The following is a 14870-nucleotide window of genomic DNA, read 5'->3' as shown; positions in this document are numbered from 1 at the left end:
TAAAGTAAAACGGATAAAGTGACGGTGTCACTTTATCCGTTTCGTCTGATAAGGCTAAAACACCCCTAAATTTGCGGAGTGCCTGATCACTAGAAGCGATAACCCGCCCCGAACATAAACACCCAAGGATTGATTTTGGTATCAATACTTTGACGCCCTGCCTCACCCGCATCGAATCGCACTTTAGTATCGATATTGATGTACCAGACAGACATGTTAAGCATCCAGTCTTTATTGATCATGTAATCCAGACCGACCTGACCTGCCGCACCCCATGAGTTTTTAACACTCAGGTTACTCAAACCTGCATCTTTACCCGTATCATTGAAGTCGGTTTTAAAGAACATGGTGTAGTTGATACCCGCCCCGACATAAGGGCGAACCTTACTGTTAGCATCACCAAAATACCACTGTGCCATCAGGGTTGGTGGGAGTTGATGAACGGTTGCCAGTGTACCGGTCGGGCCAAGGCCGACTCTGTGGCGAAACGGGGTAGCGGCCAGCAGCTCAATCCCGACATTATCCGTCACCATGTAGTCAAAAGTCAGACCAAGCTGGGTATTATTGTCGATGCTGAATTCGCCCATGCCCAGAACGCTGTCGGAACTGGCGTTTGGACGCACAGTTGCGGTCCCAGCACGCATAAAGAAATCACCCGCCTGATGTGCTTCCGCAGCCCCAGACATTCCCATTAATGCCACTAATGCCAACGTCAATTTTTTCATCTTTATCTGCCTTGATATGGTTTTATCGTCAGCAAATATACGGGTAAATACCGGTAAAGTGATCGGGCAATGGTGCCTGTTTACAGGCTAACGTCACATTCATTGATCTGGATTAATTTTGATTCAGGCTGTTAAAAAGAATCGGTGTGATCTGGATCATAAAATGTTGTTTCCCACCGATATCCCCCTCCAATCACGTTCAGAAAACCGGGCGGCTGTTTACCGCCTTGCGTCATTAGCATGCCGACAGAGAGTCCGTCATTTCGTGCATTATTTACATCAGCTGACATAGTCTGAATAAAACCCAGGATGGATCTTATCTGGTGCCAGAATTCCACCAAAGAACCCTAATATTTGGTCATGCATAACAGGAGTTATAGATGCCAGCGCCCAGCATCCAGGGTACAATTACTCGTTGATTTATAACTGCAAGCAATACCGAGGAGAGTGCATGTCTATCACGGCAGGTTCTGTGTACCGTGACACGGGAAATTTTTTACGCCATCAGTTTGTGACTATTCTGCTGATTGCACTGCTTTGCGCCCTAATATCGGTGCTGTTTAGCAATGCGCTTTCACCCGGTGAACAGCAAATGGCCATTCTGAACGAAGGTGACAATCTGGTGGGTAGCACGGGGTTGTTTGACTTGGTTCAGAATATGACACCCGAGCAGCAGCGTGTGTTATTGAAGGCGTCCGCCGTGTCGACGTTTTCTGGCCTGATTGGTAATGCCATTTTAGCGGGTGGCATGTTGGTGCTAATGCAAATTGTTTCAAATGGTCATCGCGTCAGCGCATTACGGGCCATTGGTGCCGCCGCTCCTGTTCTGCCAAAAATGCTGGTACTGATTTTTATCACAACGCTGGTGGTTCAGATTGGCATTATGCTGGTAGTGGTACCCGGGGTTCTGTTTGCGATTCTTTTGTCGATGGCTCCGGTCATTCTGGTGCAAGACAAAGCAGGCATTTTCCAGTCCATCCGCCAGAGCGTTCAACTGGCATGGGCGAATATGCGCTTAGTGACGCCTGCTGTTGTACTCTGGTTAGCGGCTAAAACAGCTTTGCTGTTTATGGTCTCTTCTTTTGCTGCGTTTTCACCAGAAGTGGGGGCAGTGATAGCTAATACCATCAGTAATTTGATCTCAGCAATCTTACTTATCTACCTGTTCCGCTTATTTATGCTGATACGTCCATAATTCTACCGATGCCTGGCGGGTTGTCTGCCAGGCATCATCTGTTAACGGAATCCACTTATGAAGCAGTTTCTCGATTTTCTGCCCCTGATTATTTTTTTCATCTTCTACAAGATGTACGACATTTTCGTCGGTACTTGGGCGCTGATTATCGCCACCGGTGTCGCACTTATTTACAGCTGGTATAAATACCGCAAAGTCGAAAAAATGACGCTGGTCACTTTTGTGATGGTTGCCGTCTTCGGCAGTCTGACCATCTATTTCCATAATCCTGAATTTATTAAATGGAAAGTATCCATCATCTATGCCCTGTTCGCCATTGCTCTGCTGTTTACTCAGTATGTGATGAAAAAGCTGTTAATCCAGGGGCTTCTTGGTAAAGAAATCACCCTGCCAGCTGAAGTCTGGGCCAGGCTTAACGTCGCCTGGGCACTGTTCTTTATCGTCTGTGGCTTACTCAATATCTATGTAGCTTTTTGGTTATCAGAGGATATCTGGATCAACTTTAAAGTCTTCGGCTTGACGGCATTGATGCTGGTATTTACTTTGTTAAGTGGCGTCTATATCTATCGTCATATGCAGCCTCAGGACAAACAATAATGTCAGAACAATTACCCCAGGGTGACCTGGTCATGCGAACCATGGCCATGCCTGCTGATACCAATGCTAACGGTGATATTTTTGGTGGCTGGTTAATGTCACAAATGGATCTCGGCGGTGCCATTCAGGCTAAAGAAATAGCCCATGGACGTGTCGTCACTGTGCGTGTTGACGGCATGACGTTCCTCAAACCCGTCGCTGTCGGTGATGTTGTATGCTGCTATGCGAATTGTATTAAGCGCGGCAAAACGTCCATTACCATTAATATTGAAGTTTGGGTTAAAAAGGTCGCCAGTGATCCGATTGGTCAACGGTATAAAGCCACAGAAGCGGTCTTTATTTATGTTGCTGTAGACCATGAAGGTAAACCCCGCCAGCTACCCGCCGAGGGGTAACCTTGTTGTCCGGCGTAATAGGGCAATGATGATAACATCGCCCTATTACGCCCTCTCAGAAGACAGTTAATCACCATCCTGATGCAACAACCGTAACACCCGCCACTACTACGCCCAGCTATGGCCCGGGGCTCACTCCGTGTGGGTGAACCTTATTCGACTTTAGAACCACTGTTAATCTGGAAAGAAATATTTACAACGATCCCTTTCGCTGGCTTGCCGCTTTCATAACGCCATTTTCTCATCGCCAGTCTCACCTCACGTTCAAACATATTGCTGGGCTTCGCGGACAGGATCTCTATATTGCGCAGGCTTCCGTCGTCACCAATATCAAATTTAACGCTGACTTTACCCTCCTGACGCAAGGCATAGGCACGTGCTGGGTACTGAGGTTCACTCCGTGATACAGGGCGAGGTCCACTGGTTACAGAAGGAGATGGTGCAGCCCGGGATGCCGTCGCGGATGACGCTGCCTGATTTGCTGGCGCTGTTTCAGACAGTGGAGCGGTATTAACCGGTTCAGCCGCCTTTGCTACTGGTTTATTCACCGGTTTTGGCGGTGTCACTTTTTTAACCGGTTCTGGTTTAGGCTTGGGCTTGGGTTTAGGCTTGGGTTTTTCAATCACCACTGGCGCCTCTTGCGGGGGCTCAGGAATGGGTTCTGGTTCTGGCACTGCAACTGGTTCGGGTTCTGCGACCGGCTCTGCCACGGGTTCTGGCTGCGGCTCAACTGCTTCTGGTTTCGGAGGCTCTAATGATGACGGCGCCACCATACTCACACTGATAACCTGCGACGGGGCAGGTTGTTCAACGACCTTATGTACCGAGACGTAGAGAAGCCCAACGACGACAGCACCATGGAGGGTGACAGACAGTACGGTTGACCACGGAAAGCGGCGAGGTAAATCAAGGTGCATTGACGTCATAATTTTTTCAGTTTAACCAGGAGAAGTTAATTCTAAATGCAAATAGCAATCATATTCAACAATACATCGGTTAAAACCTGTTACTTTGTCCGTCGCCGCGATAAATGCTAATGCTCACAAACGTATATTAACGTGTTCTTTATCTTTTATTTGCAGTTCCGTCACCATTAACTTACTGTATTTTCACCTCTAATCAGTTCAGGAATTCTGTATGTTATACGTTATTTTTGCCCAGGATATTGCCCACTCTCTGGAAAAACGCCTTGCTGCACGCCCGGATCATTTGGCTCGTCTGCAAAAACTGCGTGATGAAGGTCGTTTACTGACCGCAGGCCCCCTGCCCGCCATTGACAGCAATGACCCCGGTGCTGCCGGCTTTACCGGTTCAGCTGTTATTGCTGAGTTCAACTCACTGGAAGAGGCAAAAATCTGGGCGGATAATGACCCTTATGTCGGTGCGGGCGTTTATGAAAATGTCGTGGTAAAACCGTTCAAAAAAGTTTTTTAACTGATTCATTAAATGATTAAATATCAATTGGTTATATAGTCACCGGTCAGATATATAACGCGGGCGCAATTTCCTTATTCTTATTGCGCCCATCTCAACCCCGCTGACTGACAGTGCGCAGCCATCAGTAACGAAGCAACTACAGTTCCAGAACGGCACCATTCATCTGATGTTAATCAGAAAGAGGTTTCCTGTGAAAACAAATAAAACAAGAATTCACCGAATCAGGACTGTATTATTTGCCTTTTTTTGTCTCAGTCTGGCAGGGTGCAGCCCGTCACCGGGCCTGGAAAAAACCGAGCAAGGGTACCTGATAACACCGGGGGTTGGTATTGAAAATCTTTCGTTAAATGACTCGATTCAACATGCCAGAACACATTTCTCGCCGCACTTTGTCACAAAAGACGGATACTTGTTGCTTCCCTCAAAAGGGATAGATACTGCATATGATGTTAATGGAAAAATAAAGACCATCTTCCTCTACTACAGATTACCGGAATATACGACTTTTTATGGCAAGACAGATAAAGGAATAGGGAAAGACAGTTCCGTTGAAGAGGTCTATGCGGCTTATGGCGTTCCTACAGCAGAGAGCGACAGCGTTATTTCAGCGTTTGGTGCCCTTCCAGGTGCGCAAGAACATTCAATGGATTATGAACATCAAGGGATAACCTTTACGTTCTGGGATAACAGGCTGGCTGATATAAGGATTTTTCCCTCCCGTTGAATCGGCCCGCAAAAGCGTTATGACCCGTCGTCAGTTACGGGATGAAACTCACGAGAGTCACCCCGCCATAGCGAGTGCCCCGTTCTGCACCAGCAGAAGTACCCGTGACGGCATCTCATATTAATACCATCAGGGCGTTGCCGTCACTTTTATTGGCGCCGCCGGATGCGAAGAGTGCTTTGGGCTCCAGGGGAAAGTTTTACCAGGGCGAAACAGAAAGGATTATTTCAGAAAAAACCGAAGACCTTTCCATAAAATATTCCCCAGGATATCCTCAAATAGCATGTCTGATTCGTTTTTATCTGTCATGAATAGCAAACAGCAATGAATTACGCTGATGGTTGATAGAAGACTTCCGAATGGCATAAATACGTAAATTACGCCGGGACTGACTCTCCAGCCAGCGTGTTCTGCGCCGCTGCTGCTGACGCAACATACGCCAGCGCCCTACTTCAGTTCTGCTGCGTCTCATTTTATCACTCTATTTTTTTAAGAAGACCCGGTATTATAGGGATATCAACCAGGCAAACCACTCGTTTTATACATTGTTTATTTAATATGAAAAAGAGTTAATTATGCCTATTCACTTATGTTTACGCTTTAATGGGATATATTGAGCGCATGACAACAATTTTTAGCATACTAAGCTGGCTGATCATTTTGGGATACTGGCTGATTATTGCCGGTGTCACAATTCGTATTCTAATGAAACGCCGCCCAGCGACGTCAACCATGACATGGCTGCTGATTATTCATATCCTGCCTTTATTGGGGGTGGTGACTTATCTGTTAATAGGCGAACTGCACCTCGGTAAAAAACGGGTTGAACGCGCGCAAGCGATGTGGCCCTCCACACAGAAATGGCTGCAAAATTTAAAGGCTTATGGCCGGATTTTTGCTAAAGATAACAGCGATGTGGCAATAAACCTGTTCAAGTTGTGTGAGCATCGTCAGGGAATTGCTGGTATTAAAGGTAATCAACTACAGCTTTTTACCCAGTCCGATGAATCCATGACAGCCATGATTCGTGATATTCATCTGGCGCGCCATCATATCGAGATGGTGTTCTATATTTGGCAGCCCGGGGGCATGGCTGACGACGTTGCTGAAGCACTGATGACGGCAGCAAGGCGTGGTGTCCACTGCCGCCTGATGCTCGATTCCGCTGGGAGTAAGGCGTTCTTCCGCAGTCCCTGGGCTAAAAAAATGCGCGCCGCCGGTATCGACGTAGTGGAGGCATTAAAAGTCAATATTATGCGGGCATTTCTGCGACGTATGGACTTACGCCAACACCGTAAGATGGTCATGATCGATAACTATATATCGTACACTGGTAGTATGAATATGGTTGATCCACGTTACTTTAAGCAGGACGCTAATGTGGGCCAGTGGATAGACTTAATGGCCCGAATGGAGGGGCCTGTCACCAGCGTGATGGGAATTGTCTACGCCTGTGACTGGGAGGTTGAAACCGGTAAACGCATTTTACCCCCCCCACCGGATCAAAATATTATGCCGTTTGAAGAGGCTACCGGGCATACTATTCACACTATCGCCTCAGGCCCGGGTTTCCCGGAAGACCTCATCCATCAGGCGCTTCTGACTGCCACATATTCCGCACGCAATTATTTAATCATGACGACCCCTTACCTGGTTCCCAGTGATGATTTACTGCATGCTATTTGTGCTGCCGCACAGCGTGGGGTTGATGTCAGTATTATCCTGCCACGTAAGAATGATTCCCTGTTGGTGGACTGGGCCAGTCGTGCCTTCTTTACCGAGCTGCTCGAAGCAGGGGTCAAGATTTATCAGTTTGAAGGCGGGTTGTTACATACCAAAAGTATCCTGGTCGATGGTCAGTTAAGTCTGGTGGGGACGGTTAATCTGGATATGCGCAGTTTGTGGTTAAATCTTGAGATCACCCTGGCAGTCGATGACGCAGGTTTCGCCAGCGACCTCTCGGCGGTACAGAACGACTATATTTCCCGTTCACGTCTGCTGACCCAGGAAGAGTGGCAAAAGCGCCCGTTCTGGAACCGTATGGTTGAGCGACTATTTTACTTTTTCAGTCCGTTACTGTAAAAGTGCCGGCTTAAGCATCTGAACATTGAGCAAAGAGATGGAATACCCTATGGATTTAAATAACCGCTTGACCGAAGACGAAACCCTGGAGCAAGCGTATGATATTTTCCTGGAACTGGCCGGGGATAATCTCGACCCCGCTGATATTATTTTATTTAACTTACAGTTTGAAGAACGTGGTGGCGCGGAGTTGTTCGATCCCGCAGAAGACTGGAGTGAGCACGTAGACTTTGATCTGAACCCTGACTTTTTTGCTGAGGTCGTTATCGGCCTGGCCGAAAGTGATGGTGAGGAAATCAATGATATCTTTGCCCGGGTTTTACTGTGTCGCGAGAAAGACCATAAGCTGTGCCATATCTTGTGGCGTGAATAGTAGCCACTGCCGTGACGCGTACTGAATAACGCCGGTGGTTTCGTCAGCATGGCGAAAAAAAAGGGAGTGAAACGCTGTTTCTCTCCCTTTTTAATTGCACCACAGAGTGCCGCAGTAACTGCGTTATTTTTGCTCAGTCTGTGGCAGATGCTCACCACATGTCTTGCAATAGTGAGCGTCAGACTCGTGATCCTGCTGATGACAACGAGAACAGGTGCGAAGACGCTCTTTCCGCTGCAAGTCCTGGGACATTTGGGCGGTCAGAATACCGGTTGGGATGGCAATCACTGAGTAGCCAACCAAGATCAGTAACGAGGCCAGGAAGCGACCAAAAGCAGTATGGGGCACAATATCACCGTAACCCACCGTGGTAACCGTCACAATCGCCCAATAGACCGAAGCCCCAAGACTCGTGAAACCATTGGCCTTGCCCTCTATCCCAAACATAATCGCGCCAGATGCGATCATCAGCACCATGATGAACGAGAAGAACAGGATTAGCTGATGGCTGGCATTCATAATGCTGCGTTTCAGGCTCTGCAAAGCAGGCATATAGCGCAGTAGTTTCAGAATACGCAATACACGAATGGCCCGCATTGAACGCCAGGCAAAGTAATAATGCACTGAAAATTCAGGCCATAACCACAATACATAGAGCGGTATTGTCGTCGCAAGGTCAATAACCCCCCAAAAACTAAAAATATAACGGGCTGGTTTGGGCCAGCTAAGTACTCGCAGAATGTACTCCAGGGTAAACATCAGTGTAAAAAAGAGTTCCACACCAATAAAAAGATACCATTCGTCGAGCGTGAGGTTACTATCACTGCCAATACTGGACTCAATAAATATCACCACCACACTGAGTAGCGCCAGTATTCCACAGAATGCCTCAATGCATCGCCCTGAACGGGTTGCCTGATCAAACAGATAACGATATACCAGACGCCTGAGGGATGAAAAATGCCTGAGCACCGGGAGCCTCACCAATAGAAAAAGAAAGAGTATAAATCAGGGATTTCGAGGATAACGAATAAACAGAGCACATGAAAAGGTTATTAGGCGCTGATTAACTGACAATGGCCAGCCCTGTATCCCGATTCATCAAATAGCAATGGGCCGTTCAAGCTATCAGGCGGGGGCTCCCCGCCTGATATGACTGACTTACAGAGGATCAATTTTAAGGCAGGATACCGCATGGCGGAAACTGCCTTCCAGCACAGGGCGTGTTATTGCACACTCCGGTCCCGCAATAGGGCAACGCGTACGGAACACACAACCCGATGGAGGATTGATGGGAGACGGTAATTCCCCTTCAAGCAGCTGTATCACCTTATTTTTTTCCAAGTCCGGGTCAGGGATAGGTACTGCTGACATCAGGGCTTTCGTATAAGGATGAAGGGGATTACGGTACACCTCATCGTAGGTTCCTAACTCCACCGCATGACCGAGGTACATCACCAGGACACGATCTGAAATATGTTTTACTACGGCCAGATCATGGGCAATAAAAATCAGTGACAGCCCCATCTCTCGCTGTAATTGCTGGAGTAAATTAACCACCTGAGCCTGAATCGATACATCCAGTGCAGAAACCGGCTCATCACAGATAATCAGCTTTGGCTCCAGGATCAACGCTCTGGCAATACCAATACGCTGGCATTGGCCACCGGAAAACTCATGGGGATAACGGTTAATCAGATTCGGTAGCAGTCCCACCTTCATCATCATCGCCTGTACCCGCTCACGCACTTCATGGCGAGACATTTTGGGATGATAAGTCAGTAAAGGTTCGGCAATAATATCGCCAATGTTCATACGCGGGTTCAACGATGCCAGGGGATCCTGGAAGATCATTTGGATATCACTGCGTACGTCACGCCATTGATCAGGACTCATGCCCAGCAAATCTTTACCAAGCCACGCCACACGCCCTTCTGTCGCCTTCACCAGGCCAATGATGGCCCGGGCAAACGTGGACTTTCCGCAACCTGACTCCCCTACTACGCCCAGCGTTTCACCTTCGTACAAGCGCAGGGATACACCATCAACAGCCTTAAGCGTTTTAGCCGGTTTCCAGAACCACTGCTTGCCATCCTTAATGGTAAAGTGCACTTTCAAATCCTGCACTTCCAGCAGAACTTTTCTCTCTTCCGTCAGATGACTCATGCTAACTCCTCCGCAGTTCTGAAGCAGGAACGTAGACGGCCTTCACCATAGGCTTCCAGTGGTGGTGCAGTGGTGCATTTTTCCATCGCATAAGGGCAACGTGGCTGGAAAGGACAACCGGAAGGGAGACGGAGCAGGTTTGGCGGATTACCCGGGATAGTCTGTAACAGCTCCCCTTCAGTATCAAGACGCGGAACCGCATTTAGCAGGCCGATTGAGTAAGGATGCACGGGATCATAAAAGACTTCCCGGGCACGGCCGTATTCCATTGTGCGCCCGGCATACATCACCAGGACTTTATCGCAAATACCCGCAACCACCCCCAAATCATGGGTGATCATGATAATGGCAGTATTGAATTCATGTTTTAGCTCATTTAATAATGTCATTATTTGAGCCTGTACCGTTACATCAAGCGCTGTGGTCGGTTCATCAGCAATCAATAGCTTTGGCCGGCACAACAGGGCCATGGCTATCATGACCCGCTGACGCATACCGCCAGAAAATTCATGGGGATACATACCCATGCGTTTACGCGCTTCAGGCATTTTTACCGCATCAAGCATACGCAGCGATTCTTCAAAGGCCTGCGCTTTACCCATTTTTTTATGCAGGATCAATACTTCCATTAACTGCTCGCCTACCTTCATATAAGGGTTTAGCGAGGTCATCGGATCCTGGAATATCATTGCGATTTGTTCAGCACGCAGACGGTTAAGCTGGGCTTCAGGGATATTAAGCAGTTCACTGCCGTTGAAGCGAGCGGAACCCCCCACGCGACCATTTGCCGCCAGTAAGCCCATCAGTGCAAATGCAGTTTGCGACTTGCCTGAACCCGACTCCCCTACAATACCCAACGTCTCACCTGCCGATAAGCTGAAATTTAAATTGTTTACGGCGGTTACATCCCCATCAGGGGTTGAGAAACTGACGCGAAGATCTTTAACATCCAGTAGCACGTCATCATGCGGATCAAGCAAAGTGGTCTTCGCTGAGGTGTTAGTGATACTCATAGAGGACCGCCTTATCTGTCTTTCGGATCGAGGGCATCACGCAGGCCATCGCCGATAAAGTTGAAACAAAACAGGGTGACAACCAGGAACGCTGCTGGAAAAAGCAACAACCAGGGAGACACTTCCATCGAATTAGCACCATCACTGAGTAACGCCCCCCAGCTGCTTAATGGCTCCTGTGTACCCAGGCCAAGAAAGCTGAGGAAAGATTCAAACAGGATCATACTGGGTACTAACAATGACGCGTAAACCACCACCACACCCAATACGTTTGGCACTATATGACGCACCACTATTTTAAACGTTGATACCCCACCGACCTGCGCGGCTTCAATAAACTCTTTACGTTTCAGACTCAGGGTCTGGCCACGTACAATACGTGCCATATCCAGCCAGGAGACCATGCCAATCGCGACAAAAATCAGCAGGATATTTTGGCCAAAGAAAGTGACCAGCAGGATCACAAAAAACATAAATGGAAACGAGTTCAGGATCTCCAGCAAACGCATCATGACGGAGTCTGTTTTCCCCCCCACATAGCCCGCCAGTGAACCATACAACGTACCAACGAGCACAGCCACTAGTGCGGCAGCAACCCCGACCATAAGAGAAATGCGCCCACCAATGGCAACACGAACCAGTAAGTCACGCCCGGAGGAGTCTGTGCCAAAATAGTGGCCGGTTTCCATCTCCGGGGCTTCTGACATCATGCCAAAATCCGCATCAAAGTAGGTGAAAGATGACAGCATCGGTGCAAAAGTCACGAACAGAGCTATCAGAAACAGAATACCTAAACTGGTGACCGCAGCACGGTTATGGATAAAACGGCGGCGCGCATCTTGCCAGAGACTACGACCTTCAACTTCTAATTGCTCACTGAAGTTGCCTACCGCTTCGCTGTTTTTATTGGTTAACATTATGATTACAACTCCAGCATTAGTATCGAATTTTCGGATCGATAACGGCGTACAAAACATCGACGATGGCATTAAACAAAATCGTCAGAGCCCCAACCAGAATGGTCAGACTTAAAACCAGTGAATAATCACGGTTTAATGCGCCGTTAACAAACAGCTGACCGATACCCGGCAAGCCAAAGATGGTTTCAATAACCATCGAACCCGTGATAATACCGACAAATGCCGGACCTAAATAAGAGAGCACTGGCAATAAGGCTGGTTTCAGTGCATGCCGCAGGATAATACGCCGCATTGGCAAACCTTTTGCCCTTGCGGTACGAATAAAGTTAGAGTGCAACACTTCAATCATTGAGCCGCGTGTAATACGCGCGATACTGGCAATATAAGCCAGTGACAGGGCCGTCATTGGCAGGATGATGTAGGGAAGTGCCCCACCATTCCAGCCGCCGCCGGGAAGCCACTGTAAATTAATCGCAAAGATCAGTACCAGCAACGGTGCCACAACAAAACTCGGGATCACCACCCCGGTCATAGCAAACCCCATCACGGTAAAGTCCCATTTGGTATTTTGCTTCAGTGCCGCAACCACCCCTGCCGAAACGCCCAGCAATATCGCCATGATAAAGGCGGCCAGACCCAGCTTGGCTGACACCGGGAAACTCGCGGCAACCAAGTCATTAACAGAGTAGTCTTTATATTTAAAGGAAGGTCCGAAATCACCATGCCCCAACTGTTTTAAGTAGTTAAAGTACTGGAGATACATCGGATCATTTAAGTGATATTTCGCTTCAATATTTGCCAAAACTTCTGGTGGCAAAGCGCGTTCGCTAGTAAAAGGGCTCCCCGGAGCCAGACGCATCATAAAGAAAGAGATAGTTATTAGAATAAAGAGTGTCGGAACCGCTTCCAAACAACGACGTAGAATAAATTTCAACATTGCCCGTACCTTCTGGCCTGTGCCTTTATAGTGCGATGTAAACAAGACACGATGGGGCAGACTGAATTTCCCCGTAAAAACGGCGGCAGTCTGCCCCACTATTTGCCATTAATGTTTGATGATATACAGATCTTTCACGTAAACGTTATCTTGTGGATCCTGCCCGGTGTAACCGCCAACCCAGGGCTTAACCAGACGGGCGTTAACATAGTAGAACACCGGCACAATGGCAGAGTCTTTGTCCATTTGTTGTTCAGCTTTGTTATACAACTCAGCACGCTGCTCTTCGGTACTGGCTTCCAGAGCCGCGCCCACGAGTTTGTCGAACGCCGGGCTCTTATAACCGGTGAAGTTATTTGAGCTATCGGACTGCATGGCGTTCAGGAATGAAGTTGGCTCATTGTAGTCAGCACACCATGCCGCACGTGCGACGTCATAATTACCCTGGCGACGCGAGTCAAGGAAGGTTTTCCATTCCTGGTTTTCGAGTTTAACATCAACACCCAGATTCTTTTTCCAGATGGAAGAAGCCGCAATCGCCAGTTTTTTATGCAGGTCGGAGGTGTTGTATAACAGGTTGAAAGTTAGCGGTTTATCTTTGGTATAACCAGCTTCAGCCAGTAATTTTCTGGCTTCTTCATTACGCTTCTCTTGTGTCCAGCCGAACCACTCTGGCTCAGTCAGTTTTGCACCATCAGTATAAGGAGGGGTGAAGCCATAAGCGGGCAAGTCCCCTTGATTCTTCACTTTATTTACAATGATATCACGGTCCAGACCCAGCTTCAGGGCAGCACGTACACGTGGATCGGTAAATGGCGCTTTCTGGTTATTCAACTCGTAGTAGTAAGTGCACAGATAAGGCGAGACACGGACCTCTGCCGGGATCTCTTTTTTCAGTTTCTGGAACAGTTCAATCGGCATGTTGTTGTAAGTCATGTCGATTTCACCACTACGGTAACGGTTAACGTCAGTCACTTCTGATGCGATAGGCAAGTAAGTCACTTCGTTAATTACCGTTTTGGCGTTGTCCCAGTATTGCGGGTTACGCTCCAGTACGATGCGCTCGTTAACAACCCAGTCTTTTAATTTATAGGCACCGTTGGAGATAATATTGCCAGGCTGGGTCCATTTCTCTTTGTATTTCTCAACCGCACTTTGAGGAACCGGGGACATTGAAGGGTGGACAAGGAGTTTATAGAAGTATGGAACAGGTTCATCCAGCGTCACTTCAAGGGTATGGTCATCCAGCGCTTTTACGCCAAGATCACTGGTAGGTTTTTTACCGGCAAGAATATCATCAATATTGTTCAGATGACCGTACTGCAAATAACTGGAATAAGGAGAAGCGGTGTTAGGATCAGCCAGACGACGCCAGCTATAGACAAAATCATTAGCCGTCACCGGCTCACCATTGGACCATTTGGCATCTTTACGCAGATGGAAGGTCCAGACTTTACCGTCTTTATTTTCCCATTTCTCAGCAACGCCTGGAACGGGATGGCCGTCAGCCCCACTGATAACCAGGCCTTCAAACAGGTCACGGCTTACATTGGACTCAGGAACGCCCTGAATTTTATGTGGGTCAAGGGATTCAACTTCAGAGCCATTATTACGTACTAAGGTTTGTTTCTCGGCTAATGTCACGCCAGCCGGAACGTCGGCTGCTATTGCAACATTACCCGCAATAAGCGCACTCAAAATACTTGCTGTGATCAAACTTTTTTTAGAAATTATCGCCATCTTGTTGCTACCCCACTTATCATCGTTGTTCATCAATTCGTCAACGTGTTTTAGCCTTAACAGGAGGCTGCGTGAACCCTCTGTAAGGCATCCCGCTGCTTTTGATATTATTCCCGGGTCATCCTTACTGACAGTCAAGTCCTTGACGCTTTATTGCCCATTAATTGCGTGGTCATGGACAATAAATACGCTATTCCGTAGAGCAAAACTTGCAAGCCATATCATTCTGCTCTGAAAACACACCATTTCTAAGAGAATTATTTTGCATGGAAAGTATCAAAAGCTTGTGGCTGTCGCCAATACAATTTGCAGATTTGTTAAGTAATTCTCTTTATTTTTATCTGAAGGGGCGATAAAAAAACAACCATATAATAATAAAACATTAAAAATCAAACCGATATGACATTATTTTCAGTGTGAATAAAGTGACATCCATTCATCTGCCGATATAAGCAAAATCAATAAGCTGATGATTTTTTAGCACGTTATCTCCCTGTAATATAAGAAATAGTTATATCACTATAAACTGACGTCAATATGTCTTGCCCTGAGCGTGTCAGACCACA

Annotated in this window: 16 protein-coding genes; 7 read left to right on the top strand and 9 right to left on the bottom strand. The window is 47.5% G+C overall.

Annotated features, from left to right (window positions below; translation table 11 throughout):
- Positions 1-89 precede the first annotated feature (89 nt).
- Positions 90-725 carry an outer membrane protein OmpW gene (gene ompW, locus JK154_RS02375; RefSeq protein WP_211990866.1) on the bottom strand — a complete coding sequence of 212 codons (636 nt, stop codon included), beginning with the start codon at positions 723-725 and terminating at the stop codon, positions 90-92.
- A 451-nt stretch (positions 726-1176) separates the two neighbouring features.
- Here ompW and JK154_RS02370 point away from each other — a divergent pair, with 451 nt between their 5' ends.
- The 3 genes from JK154_RS02370 to yciA are packed head-to-tail and all read left to right on the top strand — an operon-like array spanning position 1177 to position 2912.
- Positions 1177-1920 (top strand): YciC family protein, encoded by a 744-nt coding sequence (locus tag JK154_RS02370; RefSeq protein ID WP_211990865.1) that lies wholly within the window; start codon positions 1177-1179, stop codon positions 1918-1920.
- 57 nt (positions 1921-1977) lie between these two features.
- Positions 1978-2517: a septation protein A gene (locus JK154_RS02365; RefSeq protein WP_211990864.1), complete on the top strand. Its 540-nt coding sequence runs from the start codon at positions 1978-1980 to the stop codon at positions 2515-2517.
- Positions 2517-2912: an acyl-CoA thioester hydrolase YciA gene (yciA, locus tag JK154_RS02360; RefSeq protein WP_211990863.1), complete on the top strand. Its 396-nt coding sequence runs from the start codon at positions 2517-2519 to the stop codon at positions 2910-2912. The genes JK154_RS02365 and yciA overlap by 1 nt, the downstream gene beginning before the upstream one ends.
- A 152-nt stretch (positions 2913-3064) precedes the next feature.
- Here the strand turns inward: yciA and JK154_RS02355 are convergent, their stop codons facing one another.
- A complete protein-coding gene (locus JK154_RS02355; RefSeq protein ID WP_211990951.1) occupies positions 3065-3829 on the bottom strand; it encodes an energy transducer TonB in 765 nt (254 codons plus the stop codon).
- 220 nt (positions 3830-4049) lie between these two features.
- Between JK154_RS02355 and JK154_RS02350 the strand changes: the two genes are divergently transcribed.
- Both JK154_RS02350 and JK154_RS02345 read left to right on the top strand, forming a co-directional pair.
- Positions 4050-4346, top strand: coding sequence for a YciI family protein (locus JK154_RS02350; protein ID WP_211990862.1), 297 nt, complete (start codon positions 4050-4052; stop codon positions 4344-4346).
- A 193-nt stretch (positions 4347-4539) separates the two neighbouring features.
- Positions 4540-5073 (top strand): hypothetical protein, encoded by a 534-nt coding sequence (locus JK154_RS02345; RefSeq protein WP_211990861.1) that lies wholly within the window; start codon positions 4540-4542, stop codon positions 5071-5073.
- A 298-nt stretch (positions 5074-5371) separates the two neighbouring features.
- Here JK154_RS02345 and JK154_RS02340 read toward each other — a convergent pair whose 3' ends face one another.
- Positions 5372-5545, bottom strand: coding sequence for a YciY family protein (locus JK154_RS02340; protein ID WP_211990860.1), 174 nt, complete (start codon positions 5543-5545; stop codon positions 5372-5374).
- Between the two features lie 149 nt (positions 5546-5694).
- On the opposite strand from JK154_RS02340, the gene cls reads away from it, so the two are divergent.
- Positions 5695-7155, top strand: coding sequence for a cardiolipin synthase (gene cls, locus JK154_RS02335; RefSeq protein WP_211990859.1), 1461 nt, complete (start codon positions 5695-5697; stop codon positions 7153-7155).
- 49 nt (positions 7156-7204) lie between these two features.
- A complete protein-coding gene (locus JK154_RS02330) occupies positions 7205-7528 on the top strand; it encodes an HI1450 family dsDNA-mimic protein (RefSeq protein WP_211990858.1) in 324 nt (107 codons plus the stop codon).
- A 123-nt stretch (positions 7529-7651) separates the two neighbouring features.
- Here JK154_RS02330 and JK154_RS02325 read toward each other — a convergent pair whose 3' ends face one another.
- From JK154_RS02325 to oppA, 6 genes are all read right to left on the bottom strand, one after another.
- Positions 7652-8500: an ion transporter gene (locus tag JK154_RS02325; protein WP_211990857.1), complete on the bottom strand. Its 849-nt coding sequence runs from the start codon at positions 8498-8500 to the stop codon at positions 7652-7654.
- Positions 8501-8689: 189 nt separating this feature from the next.
- Entirely contained in the window at positions 8690-9694 is a 1005-nt protein-coding gene (gene oppF / locus JK154_RS02320) for a murein tripeptide/oligopeptide ABC transporter ATP binding protein OppF (protein ID WP_211990856.1), read from the bottom strand.
- Positions 9691-10707, bottom strand: coding sequence for an ABC transporter ATP-binding protein (locus JK154_RS02315; RefSeq protein WP_211990855.1), 1017 nt, complete (start codon positions 10705-10707; stop codon positions 9691-9693). The genes oppF and JK154_RS02315 overlap by 4 nt, the downstream gene beginning before the upstream one ends.
- Before the next feature lie 11 nt (positions 10708-10718).
- Complete coding sequence (gene oppC, locus JK154_RS02310; protein WP_211990950.1) at positions 10719-11627, bottom strand: oligopeptide ABC transporter permease OppC; 909 nt, start codon at positions 11625-11627, stop codon at positions 10719-10721.
- A 16-nt stretch (positions 11628-11643) separates the two neighbouring features.
- On the bottom strand, positions 11644-12564 hold the full coding sequence (gene oppB / locus JK154_RS02305) for an oligopeptide ABC transporter permease OppB (RefSeq protein WP_211990854.1): 921 nt from the start codon (positions 12562-12564) through the stop codon (positions 11644-11646).
- A 108-nt stretch (positions 12565-12672) separates the two neighbouring features.
- Positions 12673-14304: an oligopeptide ABC transporter substrate-binding protein OppA gene (oppA, locus tag JK154_RS02300; RefSeq protein ID WP_211990853.1), complete on the bottom strand. Its 1632-nt coding sequence runs from the start codon at positions 14302-14304 to the stop codon at positions 12673-12675.
- Between the last annotated feature and the right edge of the window lie 566 nt (positions 14305-14870).

Origin of the sequence: Citrobacter sp. JGM124, assembly GCF_018257795.1 — a bacterium.
In the GTDB taxonomy this organism is placed as follows: domain Bacteria; phylum Pseudomonadota; class Gammaproteobacteria; order Enterobacterales; family Enterobacteriaceae; genus JGM124.
Note: the sequence above shows the minus strand (reverse complement) of the source record. Positions and strands in the feature narration are given on the sequence as shown.

Coding starts and splice junctions, on each gene's coding strand:
- ompW (WP_211990866.1), bottom strand. CDS start 725: ATGAAAAAATTGACGTTGGCATTAGTGGCATTAATGGGAATGTCTGGG.
- JK154_RS02370 (WP_211990865.1), top strand. CDS start 1,177: ATGTCTATCACGGCAGGTTCTGTGTACCGTGACACGGGAAATTTTTTA.
- JK154_RS02365 (WP_211990864.1), top strand. CDS start 1,978: ATGAAGCAGTTTCTCGATTTTCTGCCCCTGATTATTTTTTTCATCTTC.
- yciA (WP_211990863.1), top strand. CDS start 2,517: ATGTCAGAACAATTACCCCAGGGTGACCTGGTCATGCGAACCATGGCC.
- JK154_RS02355 (WP_211990951.1), bottom strand. CDS start 3,829: ATGCACCTTGATTTACCTCGCCGCTTTCCGTGGTCAACCGTACTGTCT.
- JK154_RS02350 (WP_211990862.1), top strand. CDS start 4,050: ATGTTATACGTTATTTTTGCCCAGGATATTGCCCACTCTCTGGAAAAA.
- JK154_RS02340 (WP_211990860.1), bottom strand. CDS start 5,545: ATGAGACGCAGCAGAACTGAAGTAGGGCGCTGGCGTATGTTGCGTCAG.
- cls (WP_211990859.1), top strand. CDS start 5,695: ATGACAACAATTTTTAGCATACTAAGCTGGCTGATCATTTTGGGATAC.
- JK154_RS02330 (WP_211990858.1), top strand. CDS start 7,205: ATGGATTTAAATAACCGCTTGACCGAAGACGAAACCCTGGAGCAAGCG.
- oppF (WP_211990856.1), bottom strand. CDS start 9,694: ATGAGTCATCTGACGGAAGAGAGAAAAGTTCTGCTGGAAGTGCAGGAT.
- JK154_RS02315 (WP_211990855.1), bottom strand. CDS start 10,707: ATGAGTATCACTAACACCTCAGCGAAGACCACTTTGCTTGATCCGCAT.
- oppB (WP_211990854.1), bottom strand. CDS start 12,564: ATGTTGAAATTTATTCTACGTCGTTGTTTGGAAGCGGTTCCGACACTC.
- oppA (WP_211990853.1), bottom strand. CDS start 14,304: ATGGCGATAATTTCTAAAAAAAGTTTGATCACAGCAAGTATTTTGAGT.